This window comes from Streptomyces sp. PH10-H1 (assembly GCF_030063355.1).
Taxonomy (GTDB): Bacteria; Actinomycetota; Actinomycetes; order Streptomycetales; family Streptomycetaceae; genus Actinacidiphila.
On sequence record NZ_JASISZ010000022.1, the window covers coordinates 1 to 24,538 of the forward strand.

The 24,538-nt window shown below is 71.7% G+C and carries 25 protein-coding genes and 1 pseudogene; 17 read left to right on the plus strand and 9 right to left on the minus strand.

The genetic code is table 11. The features are described from left to right. The coding region (locus QMK24_RS41820) for a transposase (protein ID WP_502962713.1) at positions 1–124 on the minus strand (124 nt) is incomplete at its 3' end. Then, positions 121–603, minus strand: a complete 483-nt coding sequence (locus QMK24_RS15690; RefSeq protein ID WP_283466537.1) for a GntR family transcriptional regulator — start codon at positions 601–603, stop codon at positions 121–123. The genes QMK24_RS41820 and QMK24_RS15690, both read right to left, overlap by 4 nt. Between QMK24_RS15690 and QMK24_RS15695 the strand changes: the two genes are divergently transcribed. The 9 genes from QMK24_RS15695 (at position 602) to QMK24_RS15735 (ending at position 10,013) form a co-directional block, all read left to right on the plus strand. Then, positions 602–1,495: a DMT family transporter gene (locus tag QMK24_RS15695; RefSeq protein WP_283466538.1), complete on the plus strand. Its 894-nt coding sequence runs from the start codon at positions 602–604 to the stop codon at positions 1,493–1,495. The two genes, QMK24_RS15690 and QMK24_RS15695, sit on opposite strands and share 2 nt — an antisense overlap. Before the next feature lie 161 nt (positions 1,496–1,656). After that, complete coding sequence (locus tag QMK24_RS15700; protein WP_283466540.1) at positions 1,657–2,184, plus strand: DUF5134 domain-containing protein; 528 nt, start codon at positions 1,657–1,659, stop codon at positions 2,182–2,184. A gap of 103 nt (positions 2,185–2,287) precedes the next feature. Then, the gene (locus QMK24_RS15705; protein WP_283466542.1) at positions 2,288–3,229 is read left to right on the plus strand and encodes a M56 family metallopeptidase; all 942 of its coding nucleotides are present in this window, start codon (positions 2,288–2,290) and stop codon (positions 3,227–3,229) included. A 117-nt stretch (positions 3,230–3,346) separates the two neighbouring features. Further along, the gene (locus QMK24_RS15710; protein WP_283466544.1) at positions 3,347–4,618 is read left to right on the plus strand and encodes an NAD(P)/FAD-dependent oxidoreductase; all 1,272 of its coding nucleotides are present in this window, start codon (positions 3,347–3,349) and stop codon (positions 4,616–4,618) included. Beyond that, positions 4,612–5,340 carry a DUF1365 domain-containing protein gene (locus tag QMK24_RS15715; RefSeq protein ID WP_283466546.1) on the plus strand — a complete coding sequence of 243 codons (729 nt, stop codon included), beginning with the start codon at positions 4,612–4,614 and terminating at the stop codon, positions 5,338–5,340. The genes QMK24_RS15710 and QMK24_RS15715 overlap by 7 nt, the downstream gene beginning before the upstream one ends. Then, the gene (locus QMK24_RS15720; RefSeq protein WP_502962546.1) at positions 5,226–6,641 is read left to right on the plus strand and encodes a class I SAM-dependent methyltransferase; all 1,416 of its coding nucleotides are present in this window, start codon (positions 5,226–5,228) and stop codon (positions 6,639–6,641) included. Before QMK24_RS15715 ends, QMK24_RS15720 begins: the two co-directional genes overlap by 115 nt. After that, positions 6,638–7,441 (plus strand): DUF1295 domain-containing protein, encoded by an 804-nt coding sequence (locus QMK24_RS15725; RefSeq protein WP_283466549.1) that lies wholly within the window; start codon positions 6,638–6,640, stop codon positions 7,439–7,441. The genes QMK24_RS15720 and QMK24_RS15725 overlap by 4 nt, the downstream gene beginning before the upstream one ends. A gap of 325 nt (positions 7,442–7,766) precedes the next feature. Next, a complete protein-coding gene (locus tag QMK24_RS15730; RefSeq protein WP_283466550.1) occupies positions 7,767–8,420 on the plus strand; it encodes a TetR/AcrR family transcriptional regulator in 654 nt (217 codons plus the stop codon). 252 nt (positions 8,421–8,672) lie between these two features. After that, complete coding sequence (locus tag QMK24_RS15735; RefSeq protein ID WP_283466553.1) at positions 8,673–10,013, plus strand: FAD-dependent oxidoreductase; 1,341 nt, start codon at positions 8,673–8,675, stop codon at positions 10,011–10,013. Positions 10,014–10,034: 21 nt separating this feature from the next. Here the strand turns inward: QMK24_RS15735 and QMK24_RS15740 are convergent, their stop codons facing one another. The 3 genes from QMK24_RS15740 to QMK24_RS15750 form a co-directional block, all read right to left on the minus strand. Then, positions 10,035–10,424: an ArsR/SmtB family transcription factor gene (locus tag QMK24_RS15740; RefSeq protein ID WP_283466554.1), complete on the minus strand. Its 390-nt coding sequence runs from the start codon at positions 10,422–10,424 to the stop codon at positions 10,035–10,037. Positions 10,425–10,568: 144 nt separating this feature from the next. Further along, positions 10,569–11,666, minus strand: a complete 1,098-nt coding sequence (locus QMK24_RS15745; RefSeq protein WP_283466555.1) for an NADH:flavin oxidoreductase/NADH oxidase — start codon at positions 11,664–11,666, stop codon at positions 10,569–10,571. 443 nt (positions 11,667–12,109) lie between these two features. Continuing rightward, a complete protein-coding gene (locus tag QMK24_RS15750; protein WP_283466557.1) occupies positions 12,110–13,576 on the minus strand; it encodes a recombinase family protein in 1,467 nt (488 codons plus the stop codon). 121 nt (positions 13,577–13,697) lie between these two features. Here QMK24_RS15750 and QMK24_RS15755 point away from each other — a divergent pair. The 6 genes and pseudogenes from QMK24_RS15755 to QMK24_RS15780 form a co-directional block, all read left to right on the plus strand. Then, positions 13,698–14,015: pseudogene (locus QMK24_RS15755) on the plus strand (oxidoreductase); the annotation flags it as partial. 365 nt (positions 14,016–14,380) lie between these two features. After that, positions 14,381–15,469: a WD40/YVTN/BNR-like repeat-containing protein gene (locus QMK24_RS15760; protein WP_283466558.1), complete on the plus strand. Its 1,089-nt coding sequence runs from the start codon at positions 14,381–14,383 to the stop codon at positions 15,467–15,469. Between the two features lie 19 nt (positions 15,470–15,488). After that, entirely contained in the window at positions 15,489–16,166 is a 678-nt protein-coding gene (locus QMK24_RS15765) for a uracil-DNA glycosylase (protein WP_283466560.1), read from the plus strand. A 25-nt stretch (positions 16,167–16,191) separates the two neighbouring features. After that, positions 16,192–17,034 carry an LURP-one-related family protein gene (locus QMK24_RS15770; RefSeq protein WP_283466561.1) on the plus strand — a complete coding sequence of 281 codons (843 nt, stop codon included), beginning with the start codon at positions 16,192–16,194 and terminating at the stop codon, positions 17,032–17,034. Positions 17,035–17,038: 4 nt separating this feature from the next. Continuing rightward, positions 17,039–18,040 (plus strand): N-acetylglucosamine kinase, encoded by a 1,002-nt coding sequence (locus QMK24_RS15775; protein WP_283466562.1) that lies wholly within the window; start codon positions 17,039–17,041, stop codon positions 18,038–18,040. A 96-nt stretch (positions 18,041–18,136) separates the two neighbouring features. Further along, entirely contained in the window at positions 18,137–19,015 is an 879-nt protein-coding gene (locus QMK24_RS15780; RefSeq protein ID WP_283466564.1) for a sirohydrochlorin chelatase, read from the plus strand. 101 nt (positions 19,016–19,116) lie between these two features. On the opposite strand, the gene QMK24_RS15785 is transcribed toward QMK24_RS15780, so the two are convergent. The 3 genes from QMK24_RS15785 to QMK24_RS15795 all read right to left on the minus strand — a co-directional run bounded on the left by QMK24_RS15785 (position 19,117) and on the right by QMK24_RS15795 (position 23,196). Further along, positions 19,117–20,163, minus strand: a complete 1,047-nt coding sequence (locus QMK24_RS15785; RefSeq protein WP_283466565.1) for a lactonase family protein — start codon at positions 20,161–20,163, stop codon at positions 19,117–19,119. Between the two features lie 73 nt (positions 20,164–20,236). Beyond that, the gene (locus QMK24_RS15790) at positions 20,237–21,373 is read right to left on the minus strand and encodes a nitric oxide synthase oxygenase (RefSeq protein ID WP_283466566.1); all 1,137 of its coding nucleotides are present in this window, start codon (positions 21,371–21,373) and stop codon (positions 20,237–20,239) included. Between the two features lie 323 nt (positions 21,374–21,696). Then, entirely contained in the window at positions 21,697–23,196 is a 1,500-nt protein-coding gene (locus QMK24_RS15795) for an FUSC family protein (protein ID WP_283466653.1), read from the minus strand. 200 nt (positions 23,197–23,396) lie between these two features. Between QMK24_RS15795 and QMK24_RS15800 the strand changes: the two genes are divergently transcribed. Both QMK24_RS15800 and QMK24_RS15805 read left to right on the plus strand, forming a co-directional pair. Further along, on the plus strand, positions 23,397–23,924 hold the full coding sequence (locus tag QMK24_RS15800; protein ID WP_283466567.1) for an Lrp/AsnC family transcriptional regulator: 528 nt from the start codon (positions 23,397–23,399) through the stop codon (positions 23,922–23,924). Positions 23,925–23,949: 25 nt separating this feature from the next. Then, positions 23,950–24,261, plus strand: coding sequence for an HAD family hydrolase (locus QMK24_RS15805; protein ID WP_349307865.1), 312 nt, complete (start codon positions 23,950–23,952; stop codon positions 24,259–24,261). Here the strand turns inward: QMK24_RS15805 and QMK24_RS15810 are convergent. Then, positions 24,248–24,412, minus strand: a complete 165-nt coding sequence (locus QMK24_RS15810) for a hypothetical protein (RefSeq protein ID WP_283466569.1) — start codon at positions 24,410–24,412, stop codon at positions 24,248–24,250. The two genes, QMK24_RS15805 and QMK24_RS15810, sit on opposite strands and share 14 nt — an antisense overlap. Between the last annotated feature and the right edge of the window lie 126 nt (positions 24,413–24,538).

Here is a 24,538-nt window from a genome sequence, read left to right on the forward strand (position 1 = left end):
TGAACCGCCAGATCACGCCCTCGAACTGCTGCCGCAGTTGCTCGGGATACGGGCCGAACTCGCCGATCGGCAGGTGTGGCTGAATGAACTCCCACTCACCGTCAGTCAGTTGCGCTCTCGTCACGCAAGTAGATCTACCAGTCCAAGCCCTGCGAGGAGGGCGAATCCCACAGAATGATCACGACCCGATACGCGCCCTAGTGCCTGCTGCGGCTGGAGGCCCGGATGCAGATAGCCGCCGTTGAGCGGGATCACGCCGGGCGGCGGGGCGGCGAGCGTGGCGAGCACGCCGGAGGCGTCGACGACCCGGGGGGCGGGCTCGGCGTGCTGGTCCCCCGCTGTCAGGGCGACCTGCTGCCAGGAAGTGTCGACGGCGCGGGCGGGCGGTCCGGCCGTCTCGGACCGGAAGGTGCCCGAGCCGGGGCGGGTCACCACCAGGCCTTCGGCGGCGAGCGCGGCCAGCGCCCGGGACACGGTCACGGGGCTGACGCCGAAACGCTCGACGAGAGCACGGCTCGACGGAAGTTTCGCTCCAGGAGAGAAGCGCTTCAGCTCCCCCCGCAGCGAGTCGGCCAGTGATGTCGAACTGCTACCGTCATTCATGACAGCCAATAATAGCGCTACCACGGTGCGACCGATAGCAGTCAGCGGCAGCGTCCTCGCCGTCCTCGGCGTCGCCATCTTCTCCTTCACCTTCCCCGCAACCCACTGGGCGCTGGGCGGCTTCGGGCCGTGGACCACCGTGGCCGTACGCGGTGTCATCGCCGCCGCCATCGCGGGCGGCTGCCTGGTGGTAGGACGGGCCCCGGTCCCCGCCAGGGAGCACTGGCCGGGACTGGCCGTCGTCGGCCTCGGCGTCGTCCTCGGATTTCCGCTGCTCACCACGCTGGCGCTGCAGACCACCAACACCTCGCACGCCGCCGTCGTGATCGGCGCACTGCCGCTGGCCACCGCCATCGTGGCCGCCGTGCGGCAGGGATCGCGCCCGTCGCGCACCTTCTGGGGCGCAGCGGTCGCGGGCGCCGCGGTCGTCACCGTGTTCACCCTCGTCCAGAGCGGCGGCGCCCCGACGGCCGGCGACCTCTATCTCTTCGCCGCGCTGGTGGTGTGCGCGGCGGGTTACGCCGAGGGCGGGAGGCTCGCCCGGGTGATGCCCGGCCTGCAGGTCATCTCGTGGGCGCTGATCGGGATGCTCCCGTTCGCCCTGCTCGGCTCCGTCATCGCCCTGTCCTTCGAGCCGGTGCACCTGGGCGACCAGGCACTGCTCGGCCTGGCGTATGTCGCGGCCGGCTCCCAGGTCGTCGGCCTCATGGTCTGGTACCGGGGAATGGCCGCGATCGGCGTCGCGCGCGCCAGCCAGCTCCAGCTCGCGCAGCCGCTGCTGACCCTGGTGTGGTCCGCGGCGCTGCTCGGTGAGCACCTCGGCCCGGCCACCCCGCTCGCGGCGGTCGCCGTGCTGGTCTGCGTGGCGGTCACCCAGCGCGCCAGGACCTGACGCCGCGCTCCCCCAAGTACGTCCGTGCGCGTGGGTGTGCGCCCTCGGGCCTGGGCAGTTCTCCAACGGACCGGTTACGCACCGGCGGGTCGGCGGGTCCGGGGACAGGGAACGGGACGGGAACGGGAGACGGCTCGCGGGTTCGGACGGGGAGGCCGGTCATGCACGGACCACCGCTGGTGGGGTGGCTGCTCGTCGTACTCAGCGCCGCCACCGGGCTGTCGTGCCTGCTGCGGCACGGCGCGCGGGACGAGGCCCTGATGGGGGCGGGCATGGCGGTGATGGCCGTGCCCATGTCCGTACTGGACCCCCGGCCCTGGGAGCCGCCGCTGCTCGCGGTGGTCTTCGCGGCGGCGGCGGTGCGGGCGCTGCGGCTCGCCCGGCGGCCCGGCCACCATCTGCACCACGCACTGGGCGCCGCCGCGATGGTCTACATGGCAGCGGCGATGGGCGTGTCCGCACCGGCCGGCGGACACGCCGGGCACGTCACGGCGGGCACTCCGCTGCTGACGGGGGCCCTGCTGGTGTACTTCGCGGTGTACATCCTGAGCGCCGGGGCCCGGCTGATGACGGTGACGGCCATCGCCCCGGCCGGTGGCGCGCCGACCGGTCCGGCGACCGCACCGGAGCTGGCGGCGTGCCGGGTCTCCATGGCGCTGGGGATGTTCGCGATGCTGTTGGCGCTGTGACGGGGTCAGGCACTACGGGGGTCAGGCACTACGGGGTGAGGCGTGCGTCACTTCGGCCCCCGGACCGTACCCGCGGGTACCACCGCCTCCTAGGGTGAGCGGCATGACCGTCCCGTTCGTGCTGCTGGTGGTCGGCGCACTGGCGGCGGCGATGACGCCGCGCCTGCTGTCCCGCGCCGCCTGGCCGGAGCGTGAACCGGTACTCGCCCTGTGGGTCTGGCAGTGCGTGGTCGCCGCCGTCCTGCTGTGCTGTGTCCTCGCGATGGCGCTCAGCGCCGCCGCCGCCTCGGCAGCGGTGCGCTGGCACCTGTTCGGCTTCGCCCCGCGCAGCGTCGTGGAGGCGTACGGCCTGCCCGGATACGGGCGCTGGGCCGGCACCCTGGCGATCCTGCTGGCCTGCGGCGGCGTGTGGACGGCCGCGATGCTCACCCGCGAGGTGCGCGCGGCGCGGGCCCGCCGCCGACAGCGCCGGGCCGAACTGCTCGTACGGTCCCCCCGGCTGCCCGGCGAGGAGCCCCCCGCCGGGGAGAACCGGCTGGTGGTCCTGGAGGGCGACCGGCCCGACGCCTGGTGGCTGTCGGGCGCGCAGCCGCAGCTCGTCGTCACCACGGCCGCGCTGCGCAGGCTCAAGGGCCGCCAGCTCGACGCCGTACTCGCCCACGAACAGGGCCACGCCCGCGCCCGGCACGATGTGCTGCTGAACTGCGCGGGTGCGCTGGCCTCCGGCTTCCCGCAGGTCCCGGTCTTCGCCGGGTTCCGCGACCAGGTGCACCGGCTGATCGAACTGGCCGCCGACGACACCGCCTCACGCCGCTTCGGGCGGCTCACCACGGCACTGGCCCTGGTCGAACTCAACGAGGACCGCGGGGTGTTCGGCCCCTGCCCCACCCCGCTCGCCGAACTGCCGCGCCGGGTACACCGGTTGCTGGACCCGGCGCCGCGACTGGCACCGGTACGCCGCGTCGGCCTGACCGCGACCGCACTCCTCGTCCCGGCCGTCCCCCTGCTGATCGCCTTCGTCCCCGGCCTCAGCGCTCTCGCGTAGCCGGCCTGCGCAAGATCCTCGCCCTGCTGTAGAGCCACCGAGCCCGAGTCACCAAGCCGCGCCGCCCGTCGCTCCGAATACCCGGTAGGACACGGGGCGCGAGGAGGGCGGGCTGTCATGGCGGATCGAAGGCGGGTCGCTGTCATCGGGAGCGGGATCGGCGGGCTGACGGCCGCGTATGTTCTGCGGCGCACCCATGACGTCGTGCTCTTCGAGGCGGACGCGCGGCTCGGCGGGCACGCCGACACCCATGAGGTGGTGACGGCGGCCGGCCGGGCGCTCGCCGTCGACACCGGCTTCATCGTGCACAACAGGCGGACGTATCCACTGCTGTCACGCCTGTTCGCCGAACTGGGCGTGACCACCCAGGAGACCGACATGAGCATGTCGGTGCGCTGCGACGGCTGCGGTCTGGAGTACGCGGGAGCCCGCGGCGGCCCGGCGGGACTGTTCGCGCGGCCCAGCAACGCGGCGAACGTCCGCTATCTGCGGCTGCTCACGCAGGTGCCGCGCTTCCACCGGGCGGCCCGGGACCTGCTGGCGCGGCCCTGCGGCGGGCCGGAACCGACCCTCGGCGCCTTCCTCGCCGAGCGGCGCTTCTCGCCGTACTTCGTCTCGCACTTCATCACGCCGCTCGTCTCGGCCGTCTGGTCCTGCGGCTCCTCGGAGGCCGCCGGCTATCCCGCCCGTTATCTCTTCCGCTTCCTGGACAACCACGGAATGCTCTCGGTGACCGGCGCCCCGGCCTGGCGGACCGTCACCGGCGGCTCACGCGAATACGTCCGGCGGATCACGAAGCAGCTCGCCACCACGCACACCTCGGCCCCGGTCCTGGCGCTCACCCGCCGGGCCGGCGACGTGCGGCTGCGTACCGGGGACGGCGCCGAGCACACCGCGGACGCCGTGGTCATCGCCGTCCACCCCGACCAGGCGCTGCGGCTGCTCGCCGACCCGACGCCCGCCGAGGCCGAGGTGCTGGGCGCGTTCTCCTACTCCCGCAATCCCGCGCTGCTGCACACCGACGCGTCGGTGCTCCCGCGCGCAAGCGGCGCCCGCGGCTGCTGGAACTATCTGCTGCCCTCGTGCGGCGCCTCCCCCGAGCGGGTCCTGGTGAGCTACGACATGACCCGCCTCCAGCGGCTGGACACCCCGCAGCCGTACGTCGTCACACTCGGCGGCGAGGGCCTCGTCGACCCGGCCCTGGTCCTGGACCGCATGGACTACGCGCATCCGGTCCACACCCTGCGCTCGGTCGCCGCCCAGCAGCGCCTCCCGGAGCTGAACGGCCCGGTCACCGCATTCGCGGGGGCCTATCACGGCTGGGGATTCCACGAGGACGGCTGCCGTTCCGGGGTCGCGGCCGCCGCGGCGCTGGGGGTCCGATGGTGAACGCGGCGCTGTACGAGTGCGTGGTGGCGCATGTGCGCACCGCGCCGCTGCGGCACGCCTTCCGGCACCGTACGTATCTGTGGCTGGTGGACCTGGACGCACTCCCCCGGCTGCCGCGCGCGCTGCGCCCGCTGGCCCGCTTCGAGGCCCGTGACCACTTCGGCGGCGGGGCACCGGACATCCGCACGGGCCTCGACCGCTTCCTCGCCGCGAACGGGGTGGGGCCGCTGGGCGGCCGGGTGCTGATGCTCACCAGCGCCCGTGTCCTCGGCCACGTCTTCAACCCGCTGACCGTCTACTGGTGCCACCGGCCCGACGGTTCCCCGGCCTGTGTCGTCGCCGAGGTGCACAACACCTACGGCGAGCGGCACTGCTACCTGCTGCGCCCGGACGCCGCCGGACGCGCCAGGAGCGCCAAGGAGCTCTACGTATCGCCGTTCTTCCCGGTCGACGGCGAGTACCGCATGCGGCTGCCGGAGCCCGGTGCACGGCTCGATCTGACGGTGCATCTGGAGCGCGCGGGGACCCGGCCGTTCACCGCGACCCTGCGGGGCGAACGGCGCCCCGCGACCAGTGCGGGACTGCTGCGGGCCGCCGTGCGGCACCCATGGTCCACGGCCACCGTGTCCGTCCTCATCCGGTTGCACGGCGTCCTGTTGTACCTGCGCGGACTGCCCGTGCGGCCCCGTCCCCCGCACCGACCTCAGGAGAGTGTGCAGTGAGTGTCCCCGTTTCCCGTCCGACCGCGGCCCGCGCGGTCCCGGTGGACCCCGGCCGCTGGCCGGACGTCGTCCGGGTACCCGGCTCGCCGGTCCGCGCAGCCGTCGCCGAGCGTCTGGTGCGCCGGGCCCTGACCCGGCTGCCGCTGCGGGTGAGCCTGCCGGACGGCGTATTGGCCGGGACCGGGGGCGCGGACGCCCCGCTGCTGCGGGTGCAACGGCCCGGTGCCTTCTTCGCCCGGATCGGCGAGTCAGGACTGATCGGCTTCGGGGAGTCGTACATGGCGGGCGAATGGGATTCCGAGGACCTGGTGGGCGTCCTCACCGTGCTCGCCTCCCATGTCGCGTCGCTCATCCCGGCCCCGCTGCAACGACTGCGCAGCGTCTGGGCCCGGCGGCAGCCGTCCGCCCAGCGCAACACGGTCGTGGGGGCACGCGGCAACATCAGCCGCCACTACGACGTGTCGAACGACCTGTTCTCGCTCTTCCTCGACGAGACGATGACGTATTCGGCGGCCCTGTTCACCCCTGACGGCTTCTCCCGCGAAGGCCTCTCCCCCGACGCCGGGAACGAGCCGCTGGCCGCCGCCCAGCACCGCAAGATCGACCGGCTGCTGGACCTCGCCGCCGTGGGACCGGGCAGCCGACTGCTGGAAATCGGCACCGGATGGGGCGAGTTGGCGTTGCGGGCCGCGCAGCGCGGCGCCACAGTGGTGACGGTGACCCTCTCGCAGGAGCAGCGCGCGCTGGCCCGGCTCCGGATCAGGGAAGCGGGCTGCGCGGACCGGGTGACGGTGCTGCTGCAGGACTACCGCCAGATCCGGGGCGAGTACGACGCCGTGGTCAGCGTGGAGATGATCGAAGCGGTCGGCGAGGAGTTCTGGCCGGTGTACTTCACCGCGCTCGAGCGGCTGCTGGCCCCCGGCGGGCGGATAGCGCTGCAGGCCATCACCATGCCGCACGACCGGCTGCTGGCCTCACGCCGTACCTTCACCTGGATCCAGAAGTACATCTTCCCCGGCGGTCTGCTGCCCTCGGTCACCGCCATCGAGCAGGCCCTGGCCCGCCACACCGGCCTGCGGATCGCGGAGGACACCGGGTTCGGGCCGCACTACGCACGGACGCTGGAGGTGTGGCGCGAACGCTTCACCGACCGCGCCCGGGAGGTGGCGGCCCTGGGGTTCGACGGGACCTTCCGCCGGATGTGGACCTTCTACCTGGCCTACTCCGAGGCCGGATTCCGCTCCGGCTACCTGGACGTCCGCCAGTTGCTGCTGGTGCCCGGCGCGGGCGGTACCCGGTGAACGGCTTCCCGTGGGCCGACTTCGCCACCGGGCTCGCGGCCTCGGCCGGCGCGGCCCTCGCGGTACTGCTCACCGCATTCGCGGTCGGCGCTGCGAAGGGGCTGCACCGCGTCGTCGATGTGGCCTGGGGGACGGCCTTCGTCGCGGTGGCGGCGGTCTCGTACGCGCTGTCCACGGACCAGAGCGATGATTCCCGGCGGCTGCTGGTCCTGACGGCGACCACGGTGTGGGGGCTGCGGCTGTCCGGGCACATCGCCCTGCGCGGTCGCGGCCACGGCGAGGATCCGCGCTACGACCGGATGCTGTCGCGCGCGCCCGGCAGCCGGAACGTCTACGCGCTGCGCATGGTCTATCTGCTGCAGGCGGCGCTGGTCTGGGTGGTGTCGCTCCCCGTCCAGTTCGCCATGTACGTGCCGGACGCGATCGACGCGTTCGCGGCGGCCGGCGCGGCCCTGTGGCTGCTGGGGTTCTTCTTCGAGTCCGTCGGCGACTTCCAGCTCGCCCGCTTCAAGGCCGATCCGGCCCATCGTGGCCGCGTCATGGACCGCGGTCTGTGGAGCTGGACCCGGCATCCGAACTATTTCGGCGACTTCTGTGTGTGGTGGGGGCTGTTCCTGATGGCCTGCGGGGACCCGGCGGCGGCCGTCACACTCGTATCGCCCCTGGTCATGAGCGCTCTGCTGATCCGTGGGAGCGGCAAACCGATCCTGGAGCGGCATATGGCGCGGCGCCCGGGATTCGCCGAGTACGCCGCGCGCACCAGCGGCTTCTTCCCCAGACCCCCGCGGCACCGCGTCTGAGCCGGTTCCGGGGCGGTTCTGAGGCGGTTCTGAGGCGGCGGTTCCGAGGCGATCCGGAACTGATCCAGAGGAGAAGATCCTGACGCGATCCTGAGCGATATCGCCGAGGCGGTCTGGCCCGATCTGTCCGGGCACCCTAGGGTTGCCGTGCAGCAGCGTATGCGGCCCAACGGCCCCTGGCGGCGACACGTTTGACCGGGTCGGCGCCCGGCGGTCCCCCGCGCCGCCGGGCGCCGGCCCAGGCCCCCGTTCCCCGTATGGGCGTGTAGCCCACCGGGGTGCGTTGAGTATATTGGCTGAGAGCCAGTCAACGCAGGAGTAAAGCATGTCTCCCCGAAGCGCATCGGTCAATGAAGAGCTGCGTCGGCGTTCCCGGGAACGGCTTCTTCAGGCGACCGTCGAACTCGTCGAGGAGCGCGGTTACGAGGCCACCACCCTCGGCGACATCGCCGACCGGGCGGGGTCCGCACGGGGCCTGGTGTCGTACTACTTTCCCGGAAAACGCCAGCTGGTGCAGTCCGCGGTTCACCGCCTGATGCACCTGGAGCTGGCGGCGGCGCTGGAGCGGGAGCCGGCCACCGAGGACGGCCAGGAACGGATGGCGCGGGCCATCGACGCGATTCTGGACCTGACGCAGAAACACCCGAAATTGATGCGCACCCACATGGCGTCGATCCTGCAGGCCGAGGGATTCATCCAGTGCGCCGAGCAGCAGCGGCTCGCCGTGCTGCTGGAGGACACAGTCATCCGGTGGGGCGCGTCCGATCCCGGCGCGGAGTACCCGATGCTGCGCGCGCTGCTGATGGGCGCGGTGGTCGCCCTCCTGGTGCCCGGCGTGCCGATGCCGCTGCCGCGGCTTCGGGCCGAGCTGTTCAGCCGGTACGGCCTGGACTGGGAGCTGGGCGATCCGCCGGTCGGCGACGACGGACACGACGCGGCGGAGGACAGCCGCCGTCCCGTCCGCTCGCCGTGGACCTGATCATCCCGATCACGGCGGCGGCACGCACGCCACTCCCGCAACGCACCTCGATGGCGCATGCTGGGCTTACGACCTGCCCCGCGGTAGGGAGCGGATCAGGGAGCGGTGTCCGGTGGCTTCGATTGCAAGGCGGAGGAGGGAGCCCATGCGGAGCATCGGCGACCGACGACAACGACGCAAGCGGAGTCGCTGGGCGCCGCGAGCCCGCTCCCTGCCGCGCACCAGGTCGTTATCCGCGGAAGGAGCCACACCGTGCTTCGAGTCGCAGTAGTCGGATCAGGTCCGAGTGGCGTCTACCTGGCCGAGGCGCTGACCCGGCAGACCGCCGTGCCGGACGTCGCAGTGGACGTCCTGGACCGGCTGCCGTGCCCGTACGGCCTGGTGCGCTACGGGGTGGCGCCGGACCACGAGAAGATCAAGTCCCTGCAGGGCAATCTGCGGCAGGTGCTGGAGGACCCGCGGGTGCGCTTCCTCGGCAACGTCGAGGTGGGTGCCGGCCTCGGTCCCGGCCGGCTCAACGAGCTGTACCACGCGGTGGTCTACTGCGTCGGGGCCGCCGCCGACCGGCACCTGGGCGTGCCCGGCGAGGATCTGCCCGGCAGCTACTCCGCCACCCGGTTCGTCTCCTGGTACAGCGCCCACCCTGACGAGCCGCCGGAGGCCTTCGCGCTGCTCGCCCGGTCTGCGGTCGTGATCGGGGTCGGCAATGTCGCGGTGGACGTGGCCCGCATCCTGGCGCGCGGCGCGGACGAGTTGCGGCACACCGACGTCCCGCAGTCGGCGCTCGCCACCCTGGACGCCAGCCAGGTCACCGATGTGCACATGGTGGGGCGGCGCGGCCCCTCACAGGCGAAGTTCACCACCAAGGAACTGCGCGAGCTGGGCGGCCTGGCCGGCGCCGATGTCATCGTGCACGCCGACGAGCTGGCACTCGATCCCGGCTACACCGACCCCTCCGCGCTGCCCGCCGTCGCGCGGCGCAATGTCGAGGTGCTGCGGGAGTGGGCCACCCGGGTCCCGCAGGGCCGGCCGCGCCGGATCCATCTGCGCTTCTTCCTGCGTCCGGCCGAACTCCTCGGCGACGAGCGGGTGTCGGGCGTCCGCTTCGAGCGGACGGTGCCCGACGGCCGGGGCGGGGTGACGGGGACCGGGCAGCTGGAGGAGATCGAGGCACAGCTCGTCCTGCGCTCCGTGGGGTATCAGGGTGTGCCGATGCCCGGACTGCCCTTCGACGAGAACCGCGCGGTGGTGCCCAACGACGGCGGCCGGGTACTGCGGGACGGCGTGCCCTCCCTCGGCGAGTACGTGGCGGGCTGGATCAAGCGCGGCCCGACCGGGGTGATCGGCACCAACCGGCCCTGCGCCAAGGAGACCGCGGCGGCACTGATCGCGGACGCTCCGCGGCTGCTGGCCAGAACGCTGGCCCGCGATCCACTGGAGGGACTGCGGGCGGCCGGAAGCGATCCGGTGGCCTGGCCGGGGTGGCTGTCGATCGAGGCCGCCGAGATGGCACTGGGCCGGTCGCTCGACCGGGGCACCGTCAAGATCCAGGACTGGGCCGGACTGCTGGCCGCCGCGCGCGAGGTGGCCTGACACCCGCCGGGCGAGCGGATCTCACCGGACGTCGATGAGCCGGCCGTCGGCGAGCCGGTCGCCCGTGAGCCGGTCGCTCTGGCCGGCGGCCGCCGTGAGGACGGTGTCGAGGAGCCCCGGGAACAGCGCGTTCAGATCGTCGCGGCGCAGGCCGCTCATCTTGGACGTGCCCCGGTAGGTCTGCACGATGACCCCGGCCTCGCGCAGCACGCGGAAGTGATGGGTAGTGGTGGACTTGCTGACCGGCAGCTCGACGTCGCAGCAGGCCAGCTCCACTTCCGCGGCGGCGAGAGTGCGCACCACTCGCAGCCGCATCGGATCGGACAGCGCGTGCAGCACGCTCTCGAGGCGGATGGCCGCGCGGTCCGGGTGCTCCAGCGCGCGGACGGCGGGGGCGGTCTGCGGTGTCATGCGTCCATAGTACGAGATCTATCGTAGTTTGACATCAACCGTATTACGATGGCTATCGTAGAAGGCGTCCTGTGAAGCAACACCAGAGGGCATGCCCTAACGCCTTCTGGGGCGCCTCGATCGAGCGCCCCAGACCCGGCGTCGTCAGATCGCCCAGCGGTACTGATCCGGGCGCCGAAGGTCGTGCCCCAGCTCCGCAGCCGCATCGTGCGCCCAGTTCGGATTGCGCAGCAGTTCGCGACCCAGCAGCACGACATCCGCCTCCCCCGACGACACGATCTCTTCAGCCTGACGCGGCTCAGTGATCAGACCAACCGCGCCGACAGGCATGTCCGTCTCGTCACGCACCCTGGCAGCGAACGGGACCTGATAGTTCGGCCCCGTGGGAATGGCGGCCTTGGGCGCGTTCCCACCAGTGGACACGTCCATGAGGTCTACGCCGTGCGCCAAAAGCTCCTTGGCGAGACGGACCGTATCGTCCCCGGTCCACCCCTCGCGTTCATCATCAGGGTTCTCCGTGAGCCAGTCAGTGGCAGAGATCCGGAAGAACACCGGTAGCTCCGCCAGCCACTCTGAGCGCACCGCGTCGACGACTTCGAGCGCGAAGCGGATCCGGTTCTCGAAGCTGCCGCCATACTCGTCGGTGCGGCGGTTGCTGTGCGGGGAGAGGAACTCGTTGATGAGGTAGCCATGAGCACCGTGCACCTCGATGACCTTGAAGCCTGCCGCAAGAGCACGAGCCGCAGCCTTCGCGAAGTCCCGGACGACGCGCTGGATGTCCTTGACAGTCATCTCATCCGGCACCGGGTGGCCGTCCGCGAAGGGGAGTGCGGAGGGGCCTATCGGAGTCCACCCGTGCTCGTCAGTTCCTACGGGTGCACCCCCACGCCAAGGGCGGTCGGTTGATCCCTTGCGCCCAGCGTGGGCAAGCTGGACGCCCGGGATTGTTCCCTGGGTCTCCAGGAAGCTCGCTATCCGCTTGAACGCATCTCGCTGCCGGTCGTTCCACAGCCCCAGGTCGGCCGGAGAGATCCGCCCCTCCGGAGCCACGGCCGTGGCCTCCACGAGGATCAGCCCCGTGCCGCCGGCGGCACGCGCGCCGAGATGCGACAGATGCCAGTCGGTGGGCACGCCGCGGTGAGGACCGTCGACATCCGCCGAGTACTGGCACATGGGGGCCATCCAGATGCGGTTGGGGATGGTCAGCGACCGCAGGGCCAAGGGCTCGAAAAGGGCGCTCACGTGGGACTCCGTTCGATGTACAGAGGTCGACTCCAGGCGCTAGTACGATACACACCGTACTACGGCAGACGTCAAATTACGAAGCCCTTCGTACAACAGCATCCTTCACTCTTGGCAACCAGCGCGACCCGCCCCTACTGCGCGCGGCATGGCCATCAGCGGGCGCGAGACCCAGGGGGACTCCGGCGCGACGAACACGCTGTTCTGACCCCGGGCGTGGCTCCGCCCCGGTGCGGGCATTGGATGACCGTCAAGGCGCGACCGATCCTCAGCTTTGGAGACACCGAATGGTCTGGCGAGGCGCAGACTTGGCGAGTGGATCCACAACCAGTAGTCATCCATCGAGAGCTCTGGACAGCGCGGAGGCTTGGACGACGTCAGCGGGGCGGACAAGCGGGTTCGCGCGCGCCCGAAGACAGCTCCAGGCGTGCACTCTTTCGTTATCAAGCCGTTACCTTATAGAGTGGTCGCCTGATGTAGCGCGACCTCCAACGCGTCTTGTCTCTACGAACCTCTTCGCGCGCGGGCGTGAAGGGTGTCTTCCGCAACTCCTCCAGCCGGTCCGACCGCCCCTGCAGCTGCGTCATCACAGAGTCAGCCGCTGGCCCGCGGAGCTGAGCAAGTCGGGTGGACAGCTCTTCGACGTCCGCCTCAAGGCCCGCGATCTCCGACCTGTTGTCGACGCCTGGCGCCCGGACGACCTGCGTGCGCCTGAACGGCCCCATGTGCGCGAGGAATTGCTCCTCTACGTACTCCAACACCCCACTGGCAAGGATGCTTACGGCCGGGACTCCCTTCGTGTGCTGCTTACCGTGGCAGCGGAACGTCTCGTTGCGCGCCCCGTTCCGCGGCCCCTTACGGCCCACCTTCTCCACGTACCAGCTGGCGAACATGTTGACCTCGCAGATGCCGCACTTCACGACGCCCAGAAGCGGATGGCCGTCCTTGCGACGTGGGCCACTGTTGCCGTTGGCAAGCAACGCCAATGCGTCCTTCAGCTCATGCCAGGTGTCATCGTCGATGAGTGCCTCCCCCTGGAGGACCGGAGAACCATCCGCACTGCGCACGGTTGTCCCGTCCTTCTTCACGAGGTGCCCGCGCATCAAAGGCGACATGAGCATGTCGCGGACGACGGTGACTTGCCAGGTGCTCTCCGGGTCGCCGGGCCGTGGAGGGTCGGCAAGGCGGGCACGATGGTTCTTCGGTGTTGGCGCCTCCGCGGTGATCAGCCATCGCGTGATCTCGCTGTAGGTCTGCCCAGCGATGGCACATGCGGCAGCCTTGCGCCGGTAGCTGGCCGTCTCTTCGTGCTCTCCCAGCCACCACCCCTCGTTGTCGTCGGAGAACATCCTGCGAACGGGTGGGAAGCCGTACGGGACCGGTCCGCCCGGCCACCGCCCAAGACTCGGCAGGTGCGCTGCAGCGCCCTGGTTCCGCTCCATGATGGTCTGGCCTTCGAGCTGAGCGGCGAAGGCGAGAATCAGCATGACCAGCTCCGACATGGGAGAACTGAAGTCCAACTCAAGCTGAGCCCCGCCTGGCCCGCTGGCGAAGACGAGCCGCTTCCCGTGTTGCTTGGCGTACCTACCCAGGTCCGCCATATCAGCCATGGAACGGACAGCGCGGTCCATACGCTGCCAGATCATGACGTCCCACTCGTCGGGCCGATGCAGCCAGTAGCGCAGTTTCTCCCGGTCCCATGGAGTTGTTTTGAGTGCGGAAACGTCGATGTCCGGCGCCCATCCGACGAACTCACCGCCCAAGCGGGAGCACGTGGCGTCGATCATCTCCTCTTGAACATCGAGGGACGTCGTGGCGTCCGTGAGTCGACTGAGTCGGATTACGCCTACAACCCGGGGCCTCCTGCGGGAGATTGCCGGGACTTGGTGACCTGATCTCGTGATGGGCATTGCATGACAGTCAGTAATCCAGGCAACCACCGGGCGCAAGGCGTCCACCGACGGGCCCTGGCGCGGCGGGGGCCCGGTGGGCGTGGACGGGCACGGCTGGCAACCGGCCGGTCCGAGCCCGGCGAAGGAGCTGCACGCGCACAGCGTGGACCTGCTCGACGTCTCGACCGGCGGGAACGTCCCCAAGATCCGGATACCGACCGGCCCCGGCTACCAGGTCCCGTTCGCCGAGCGGATCAGGTCCGAGGCGGGTCTGCCGGTGGCGGCGGTCGGCATGATCGCCGATGCCCGGCAGGCCGAGGAGATCATCACCTCCGGCCGCGCGGACGCCGTCCTGCTGGGACGCGAACTGCTGCGCGATCCGCACTGGGCGCTGCGCGCCGCGCGCGAACTGGGGGCGGAGTCGCGGATCCCCGACCAGTACGCCTGGGCCATCTGAACCGGCCGTCCGCTGCCGCCGCGGCGGCCGAAACCGTGCGGCGGCGGTCGGGGGACGACGGCGCAGGGGGACGACGGCGCGGGGGACGACGGCGCAGGGAATGATCGAGTCCACGTATCCGCCGTCGACCCGGACCGCGCCGCCGGTGGGTGGCCGACGCCTGCGATGAGAAGCCGGTGCGGGGCGCGGAGGAGGCGGTCCGGAGCCCGGACCGGCGGCACCGGCCGTTCCCGGTGTCCGCCGGTGGCTGCCGGTGCCGCCACCGGCCTGGCTGAACTGCGAGAACGCCGCGCGACGGGCCATTGTCAGTGGCGGGGTGGAGACTCTGTGATGTCGGAAACATCTCATCCTGGAGGCGACGTGCCATGAATGACGTATTGCTCGCGGTGGGCACCCAGAAGGGCCTGTTCCTCGGCCGCAGGCAGGACGGCGGGGGCTGGGACTTCAGCGGCCCGCACTTCCCGATGCAGGCGGTGTACTCCATCGCCATCGACACCCGCCGGGATGTGCCCCGGCTGCTGGTGGGCGCGGACAGCTCGCACTGGGGTCCGTCGGTGTTCCGCTCCGACAACCTCGGCGCCGGCTGGCAGGAGCCCGCCAGACCCGCGGTGAAGTTCCCCGAGGACACCGGCACCTCGCTGGAGCGCGTGTGGCAGCTGCATCCGGCCGGACCCGCCGCCCCGGACGTGGTGTACGCGGGCACCCAGCCGGGCGCGCTGTTCCGCTCCGACGACCGCGGCGAGACCTTCGAGTTCGTCCGCAGCCTGTGGGAGCACCCGCAACGGGCCGAGTGGAACGCCGGGTTCGGCGGCCAGGCAGTGCACACCGTGGTGACCGATCCCCGCAGCGCGGACGTGGTGACCGTGGCGGTCTCCACCGGCGGGGTGTACCGCTCGCTGGACGGCGGGGCGAGCTGGACCCCGTCGAACACCGGGGTGCAGTGCACCTTCCAGCCCGAGCGGTTCCCGGAGTTCGGGCAGTGCGTGCACAAGGTCGCGCAGGACGCGGAGGATCCGGACCGGCTGTATCTGCAGAATCACGGCGGGGTCTACCGGAGCGACGACGCGGGGGCGAAGTGGGCGGAGATCGGCGCCGGCCTGCCCGCCGACTTCGGCTTCACCATCGCCGCGCACCCGCGCCGCGGCGGCGTCGCCTATGTCTTCCCGCTCACCGCGGACGCCCACCGGCTGCCGCCCGACCTGCGGTGCCGGGTCTTCAGGACCGAGGACGCCGGGGGGACCTGGGCACCGCTGTCCCAGGGTCTGCCGCAGGAGCCGCACTACGGAGCCGTGCTGCGGGACGCCCTGTGTCTGGACGACTCGGATCCCGCGGGGGTGTACTTCGGCAATCGCAACGGCGAGGTGTACGCGAGCGCCGACGAGGGCGACAGCTGGCAGCTGGCCGTCTCCCATCTCCCGGATGTCCTCTGCGTGCGTGCGGCCGCCATCGGCTGAGCCACTAGAGTGACGGATCGTGACAGCGCGACCGTTGAACGAAATCGTCGAGGCCGGCTGGGCGAAGGCCCTGGAGCCCGTCGCGGGGCAGATCGGCGCGATGGGTGACTTCCTGCGCGCCGAGATCGCCGCGGGACATACCTATCTTCCGGCCGGGCAGAATGTGCTGCGCGCGTTCCAGCAGCCGTTCGACGAGGTACGGGTGCTGATCGTGGGTCAGGACCCGTACCCGACGCCCGGCCACGCGGTGGGGCTGAGTTTCTCCGTGGCCCCGGATGTGCGTCCGCTGCCCGGCAGCCTGGAGAACATCTACCGGGAGTTGTGCAGCGACCTCGGCGTTCCCAGACCGTCCAGCGGAGACCTGACGCCGTGGACGCGGCAGGGCGTGCTGCTGCTCAACAGGGCGCTGACCACCGCACCGCGCAAGCCCGCGGCCCATCGGGGCAAGGGCTGGGAAGAGGTCACCGAGCAGGCCATCCGGGCGCTGGTGGCGCGCCGCACTCCGCTGGTGTCGATCCTGTGGGGCCGCGACGCGCGCAATCTGCGTCCGCTGCTCGGCGATCTGCCCGCGCTGGAGGCGGCGCATCCGTCCCCGATGTCCGCGGACCGCGGCTTCTTCGGCTCCCGGCCGTTCAGCCGCGCCAACGCGCTGTTGACAGGACTCGGGGCCAATCCCGTGGACTGGCGCCTGCCGTGACGGGGGCGGACTGTACGCTGCCCGGGTGACGACGCATTCGAATACTCCTGCGGGTTGGTACGCGGACCCGCAAGGCACCCCGAACCTGCTCCGCTACTGGGACGGATCCCAGTGGACCGAGCACACCAACACCGGCCAGGCAGGGCAGGTGCCCCAGCAGCAGCAGAACAACGCCTGGGAACTGAGCGTCGACGGCGGGCACGACCCGGCCAAGGTGCAGCGGCAGGTGCAGCACCAGGCAGGTGTCGCGCCGGCCCGCGGTGGCGGCGGCACGCTGTTCACCGAGCCGATCCTCGTGGTGAACCAGAAGGCCAAACTCATCGAGCTGAACAATGAGTACAGCGTCTTCGACCAGCAGGGCCGCTCGATCGGCTCCGTGAGCCAGGTCGGCCAGAGCACGGCCCGCAAGGTGCTGCGCTTCGTCTCCAGCATCGACCAGTACCTCTCGGTCAAGCTCGAGGTGCGCGACGCCCACGGCCAGCCGCAGCTGCTGCTCACCCGCCCGGCGAAGTTCATCAAGTCCAAGGTGATCGTGCAGCGCCCGGACGGGCAGACGCTCGGCGAGATCGTCCAGCAGAACGCCATCGGCAAGATCAACTTCGCGTTCCAGGTCAACGGCCAGAAGATCGGCGCCATCAAGGCCGAGAACTGGCGCGCCTGGAACTTCGCGATCGTGGATCACACCGACACCGAGGTCGCCCGCATCACCAAGACGTGGGAGGGCCTGGCCAAGACCATGTTCACCACGGCGGACAACTACGTACTTCAGATCCACCGGCAACTCCCCGAGCCACTGCTGAGCATGGTGGTCGCCTCCGCGCTCACCGTGGACACCGCGCTCAAGCAGGACTCCCGCGGGCTCGGCTGATCCCGTGGCCGGTTCCGGCGGCTGGGTCCTCGGTGTGGACTCCGGCGGCTCCGGGGTGCGGGTGGCCATCGCCCGCGCCGACGGCTCCGCGCAGTCCGCGCCGATCGCCTCCAAGCGACCCGCCGTGGTCGCTGCCGGGGGGATCGACGCCGACAGCCTGCTCGACGAAGTACTCCCTGCCGCCAGGGAGTTGATGGGCGCGGTGGGCGCGGTGTCGCTCACCGCCGCCGCGGTCGGCGCCGCGGGCATGGCCACGCTCGGCGACGATCTGCGAGCCGTGCTGCCCGGGGCGCTGCGCGGTGCCTTCGGCGTGCGCGCACTCGCGCTCGCCGCGGACGCGGTGACCGCGTACGCGGGCGCCCTCGGCATGCGCCCCGGAGTCGTGGTCGCGGCGGGCACGGGCACGGTCGCCCTCGGCACCGGCCTCGACGGGCTGGGCTGGCGCCGCGCCGACGGCTGGGGCCATCTCCTCGGCGACGCGGGCAGCGGTGCCTGGATCGGCCGTGCGGGCCTGGAATCCGCCCTGCGCGCCCACGACGGGCGCGCCGGAGGTTCGGCCGCGCTGCTGGGACGCGCGGAAGCGCTGTTCGGCCCGGTCGCCGGGCTGCCCGCGCAGCTGTACCCGCGAGCCGACCGTCCGGCCGTACTCGCCTCGTTCGCCCCGGAAGTGGCCCGCTGCGCGGGCGCCGATCCGGTGGCGGCGGACATTCTGCGGCAGGCCGCACGGCACATCCTGGAGACGGCCGCCGCCGCACGCCCGGCCGCCGGCCGCTGCCGAACGGCGCTGACCGGTGGTTTGTTCAAGATGGGCGAGCCGCTCCTCGGTCCGCTGCGCGAACTGGCCCCCGAGGTGTTCCCCGAGGCGGAATTCGTGGCCGCCGACGGCGATCCGCTGCTCGGCGCGCTGCGCATCGCGGGCTCGCTCGCCGGGGGCGGGCCGGTGCTGCCCGAGGATCCCGCTCTGCTGCACATCCCGATGCGCATCGCGGAGCACCCTCCGATGTGATCGAGCGGGCCGAAATCCGGACGGAACGGGACAGGTACCCCCTAGGACGTACCCACCCGAACGCCCGCGCACCGCGAGGCATTAGCATGCGTCGCCATGAGCATTGCCACTGGCCCCGCACCCGGCCTCCCCGTTCGAATGCCGCGTCCCCGCCAGCCGGGACGCCACCGCCGACCGGAGCCCCTGACCGCGCCCGAGGGCGCGCCGGTGCTGGTTCTCGCTGTTCCCGGCACCCCGACCCCCGCTGTCCGCAGTCTGGCGGAAGAGGTCATGAGCATCGCCCGTTCCGAGCTGTCGGGCCTGGACCCGCGCATCGGCTATCTGGACGGGGACAACGCCGAGTACCCGACGCTGGAGGCCGTGCTGACGCAGGCCGCCTCCGAGCGCGCGGACGACTCCCCCGCCGCCGTCGTGGTCCCGCTGCTGGCCGGGCCCGACGCGTCGGTGGTGCGCCGGATCCGTCAGGCGGTGACCGACAGCCGCGCCGGCGCCGAAGTGACCGATGTACTCGGCCCCCACCCGCTGCTCGCCGAGGCGCTGCACGTACGGCTCTCCGAGGCGGGTCTGGCCCGCGCCGACCGCGCCCGGCTGTTCACCGTCGCGACGGCCGCCGACGGCATCATCCTGGCCACCGTGGGCGGCGAGGAGGCCGTGCAGGCGGCGGGCGTCACCGGCGTGCTTCTCTCCGCCCGGCTCGCCGTTCCCGTGATGGCCGCCGCTCTGGACATGGACGGGTCGATCGCCCGCGCCGCCGACCAGCTGCGTTCCTCCGGTTCGGCCAATCTCGCCCTCGCGCCGTGCCTCATCGGACCCGAGGTCGCCGCCCAGCTGCTGCTCTCCGCCGCCGAGGAGGCGGGCTGCTCCGGCGCGGACGCGCTCGGCCCCTACCCGGCGGTGGGCAAGCTCGTGGCCGCCAAGTACACGACGGCGCTGGGCATAGCCCCGCACCCGTCGCAGGGCGCCCAGGCGCTCTGACGGACCGACGCACTGACGCACTGACGCACCACTGTCCGGACGCGGGCGGCGCAGTCACCGCCGCCGCCCGCACCGTACCGTCACCTTCCAAGGCCGCTGATTCAGCGCAGCAGCACGCACGAGGCGGCCGGCACCGCGACCGAGCCCGCCTGCTTGGGGATACCGGTCGCCTGGTCGATGTCGAACCAAGTCACGTCGCCGGACCGCTCGTTGGCCGCGTACAACCGGCGGCCCGACGGGTCGGCGGTCAGATGACGCGGCCAGTTCCCGCCGCAGGGGACGGTGTCCAGCAATTCCATCCGGTCCCCCGACTCGTCGAGGGCGAGGACCGAGATGCTGTTGTGGCCGCGGTTGGCCGCCCAGGCGAAGCGTCCGTCGGGCGAGACGACCAGTTCCGACGGATAGCTGGGGTTCTCCGTGCTCGTGGCGCCTTCGGGCAGCACGGCCACCTCGGTCACCGGCCGCAGTGATCCGGTCCCGGCATCCCACCGGCAGACCGTGACGAGGGACTCGAGCTCGTTCATGACGTACGCCCGGTCGCCGCGCGGGTGGAACGTCATATGGCGCGGTCCGGTCCCGGAGCGCAGGCCGAGCTCCCGCTCGATCTCCAGCTCGCCGGTGGCCGCGTCCAGTTCACACACCCGCACCGAGTCGGTGCCGAGGTCGACGCTGAGCAGCCAGCGGCCCGAGGGGTCCGGCAGCACCATATGGGCGTGCGGGCCCTTCTGGCGGTCCCGGTTAGGCCCGTCGCCCTCGTGCTCCAGCACGCTGCGTACCTCGCCCAGTGCGCCGCCGTCCGCGGCGACGGCCAGCACGCTGACGCTGCCCGTCGCGTAGTTGGCGGTGAACAGGTGGCCCTGGTGCAGGCACAGGTGGGTGGGCGCCCCGCCGCGTACCGGCACGGTGCCGCCCAGCAGGCGCGGTGCGGCCGGCCTCGCCAGGGAGAACGCCGCGGCGCCGCCGTCCCCGGGGTTCTCGTTCACCGCGTACAGCACCTCGCGGTCCGCGGAGAGCGCCAGGAACGACGGGTTGTCCACCCCCGTGTCCCCCAGCACGGTGAGCGCGCCGGTCTCGGGGTCGACGGCGGCCGCGGTGAGTCCCCGACCGCCCGCCGACGTGAACGAACCGATGTATGCGTGCGCGGCCACCACTGCTCCTGTCCTCCAGCTACGTGTGCTGCGGTGACATTAGTGGGCGGCACCGGCGGCCGTGCGGCCGGGGCTACACGGGAGCCGTTCCGGGACGCGTGCCCTGGTCAGCGCGCGGGGCGGCGCGGTGCACATAGGCCGGGGTGCGCTCCCCCGTGTCGTAGTACCGGTGGAACACCTCGGTGGCCGAGCCGGAGATCGGCGGCACGATCCACGACCAGTCGGCCGGCACACTGCGCCCCTTGCGCTGCTCGCGGTCGACGTGGGCGAGGAAGTGGCGGGACTCGGTGTGGTGATCGGTGACGGTCGCTCCCGCCCGGTCGAAGGAGTGCAGGACGGCGCGGTTGAGCTCGACGAGCGCGCGGTCCTTCCACAGTGACCGGTCGCTGCTGGTGTCCAGGCCGAGCCGCCGGGCGAACCGCGGCAGCAGGTCGTAGCGGTCGGTGTCGGCGAGATTGCGGGCGCCTATCTCGGTGCCCATGTACCAGCCGTTGAACGGCGCGGCCGGGTAGCGGACCCCGCCGATCTCCAGGCACATGTCGGAGATCGCCGGGACGGCGTGCCAGCGCAGTCCCCACTCGGCGAGCCAGTCGAGCTCCGGGTGGACGATCGGGACCTCGAACAGGGCGTCGGCAGGGAGCGTGAACCAGTGCGGCTGTTGGCCGCGGCCCTGGACGATCAACGGCAGGATGTCGAACGCGGTACCGGGACCGAGCGGCCACCCCAGCCGGATCGCCGCCGCGGTGATATCGGCATTGCGCGGGTCGCCGGTCACCCGGCCGTCCGGGTGCCGGTAGCCGGCGTATCTGATCAACTGCTCGTTGTGGATCCGCGGACCCGGCAGGCCGGGGGCGTCGGGGGCGAAGACGGTGATGACCGGCCGGATCCGTCCGCCGTTGGCCGCCGCGCGCAGATGGGCGGCCGACTCCTCGGCTATTCCGGTCGCGTCGGCGATCTCGCGCCGGTCGCGGACCTGGAGGGAGTTCCAGTAGAGCCGCCCGATGCAGCGGTTGTTGTTGCGCCAGGCGACCCGGGCGCCGAAGACCAGTTCCCGGTGGGTGTGCCGGTAGGTACCGGTCGCGTCGATCTCGGCCCGTACCCGCGCCAGACGCTCCGCGAGACCTTCGGGACCGGCCTCCTCGCGGTGCAGTTGCCGGAGGAACTCCCTCGCCAGCGGCCAGATCCCTTCGCCCTGGCGCTGCCTGTCCACGTCCTGCCCGTCCGAATCCTGCCCCTCCGGGGCCCGTCCGTCCGCGCCATGCCGCGGGTGTTCCGGGTCCTGCCGCGGGTGTCCTTCCGGGCGCCCGCCGGCCGTCTCCGGCCCGTGCGTCCGCCCGTGATGCGCCATGACCTCGGTCCGTCGCAGAAAGTTCAGCACTCCGCGCACCCCCAAGCTGTCCGGGTCCCGGACCGCATCCCGCTGCGACCCGCGGAAATCCGATGCCGAGGGTCCTACCCGTCGATCCGGTTGATCCATCGCCTATGTGCGTGATGCAGGCGCCTCAGACCTGGGCCGGATGTCCATGCCGCAGTTCAGGCGGCCAAAGGGGCGCGCGGAGTCGCGCGGAGGGGTGCGACCAGATCCGCGAGCGCCGTCTCCAGCCCGTGCAAGTGCGCCAGGGCGTGCTCCGCGTGCGGGTGGACCCCGGCCGCGGCGACGACCGTCAGCGGCGCCGGGACATGCGGCGCGCCGGGCGCCACGAGCCGGTGGACGGCCTCCTCGACGCGGCGGCAGGCCGCGAGCAGCCGTTCGTCGTGGCCCGCGTCCGGGTCGGCCACCACGGCGGCGAGGCCGCGTACCCGGTCCGCGCATTCGTCGAGCAGCGCCAGGACCTGCCGGGCCCGCGCTCTGCGGGCCCGCAGCGGGCTGAACGGATGGACGAGCGGGGCGACCGTGGTCCTGACCCGGCCGAGTACGAGGTCGAGTTCGGCCGCGCGGTGCGCGAGGTCCTCGCCGGGGCCGCCGGCCAGGTGGTGGGCGGCCTGGGTGGTGAAGTCGCGTACGCCGTGCAGCGCGCGCTGGATCCAGGCGTCGGTGGCCGAGTGGGTGCTGATCGGCAGAACGACGACCACGGCGAGCACCGCGCCGAGCGCGCCCACCGCGGTCTCCTCCAGCCGCAGCCACAGCAGACCGGGGTGGAGGATGCCCAGCAGGCCGTACAGCGAGCCCGCCATGACGGTCACGAAGAACATCATCCAGCTGTACGAGACGGGCGCGGTGTAGAAGATCCCGAAGACACAGATCCCGACGAGCAGGCCGGTCGGCGCCCCCGCGCCGTGCAGCGGCAGCGCCAGCGCGAGTCCCGCGGCGATACCGGTCACGGTGCCCAGCACCCGGCGGAAGCCGCGGACCAGCGTCTCTCCCCGGTGAGCGGTGTTGACGAAGATCCACCAGGCGGTACCGACCGCCCAGTACCAGCGGTCCTCGGACAGCGCCTGGCCGAGCCCGAGGGCGCAGCCGGCCGCCGCGGCGGCCTGGAAAGCCTGCCGGGTGGTCGTCCTGCGCAGTCCGCGCGCCTGCGGCAGCGCGACGACGGCAGGGGGCGCGGCGCGGCGCTCATAGCACCACACGCCGAAGCGGACGAGCGCGGCGGAGGCCAAGCCCAGGCCGATGGCCCCGCACAGCTCGGGCAGCAGCGCCGGAACGGCGTGCAGGAACTGGGAGACGAAGAACATCATGAACGCGAACACGCCGAGCGCGTGCCCGCGCGGCCCCCAGCGGCGGGCGTAGACGCCGGCGAAGACGACCGCGAGGAAGACCGCGTCGCGGGCGTAGGGGGACGCGTGCAGCCACGCGGCGACAGCCAGCACCGGGAGCCCGACGACGGGCATGAGCGCGGTGGTGACCGCTTGCTGCCCGACCCGGGCGTCACCCACGACGAAGAGCGCCAGCAGCGCGGCGAGCCCACCGCCCGCGACGGCGGGCATCGGCAGTCCGGCCAGCAGGGCCGAGGCGACGGCGAGCGTGATGCCCAGGACCGCGCGGGACGCGCTGCGCAGCCGCGCGTGCCCCGGGTCCGGAGCGATGAACATCCTCTTCACGTGGGTGGTTCCGCCCCTTGCTCAGCGTCGGTCGATCGGCAGACATGACGATGGCGTTGCGGAGGACCGCAACGCCATCGTCAGGCCAAGGAAAGCATCAATGAGGGCAATGGCTCAAATGAGGCAGCAGCAAGTGGGCCATTGGTACAGTGAAGGACTCTGCCGACCGACCAGAAGGAGACCAGTGGCCCATGGCCGTCGACGCGCTGGACGCCCGCATCCTGCGGCTGATGCTGGAGCAGCCCCGCACCAGCGTCCGCGAGTACGCACGCGTGCTGGGGGTGGCCCGCGGGACGCTCCAGGCCCGGATCGACCGGCTGGAGCGCGACGGGGTGATCACCGGGTTCGGGCCCCGGTTGTCACCCGCCGCTCTCGGCCACCCGGTGCTGGCGTTCGTCCACATCGAGGTGACCCAGGGTCACCTGGACGATGTCGGTGAGGCCCTGGCCGCCGTACCCGAGATCATCGAGGCGGTCTCGGTCACCGGCGGCGGCGACCTGCTGACCCGGGTCGTGGCGCGGGGCAACGCGCATCTGGAGGACGTCATCCAGCGGCTGATCCGCACCCCGGGCGTGGTCCGCACCCGGACGGAGGTGGCGCTGCGCGAGCGCGTGCCGCACCGCGTACTGCCGCTCGTCGAGGCGGTGGGTCGGAGCGCCGAGGCGGTGGGCAGGAGCGCCGCGGCGGTGGACCGGAGCGCCGCGGATCCCGCGCCGTGATCGCGGGCTTGGCATCCTGGGGGCCATGACCCTCCCCGCTGTGATCTTCGACCTGGACGGCACGCTGGTGGACAGCGAGCCCAACTACTACGAGGCGGGCCGCCGGCTGCTGGCCGCGCACGGGGTCGCGGACTTCACCTGGGAGCAGCACGAGCGCTATATCGGCATCAGCACCAAGGAGACGCTGGAGGCGCTGAGCGCGGAGTACGGTCTGTCAGCGCCCCTGGAGCAGCTGCTGGACGAGAAGAACCGGCTTTCCGGGGTGACGGTCGGACCCGATCCCATTTCCGTCCGGGACGGCGACGTCTGGACGTCGGCCGGGGTCACCGCGGCCTGACCGGTCCCGCGGCTGCCGCCACGGTGTCGATCAGATAACGAGGCCCGCCGGTCCCATGCCGACCGACCTGCGAGAACACCTCATGCGGCCCGGTCAGATCGAGGATCTGGAAGTCCGGAACGACAACGAAGACGATGCGATGGTCTGTCACCGGCCCTTCGTCACCGCCCCGCGAGATGGCGGCAAGGACACGACTATGACGATTCCCGCCATGGCCGACCCGTCCCCGGGGCCGGCCCCGGGCATAGACCTCCGGATACACAGCGATGAGTTTTGC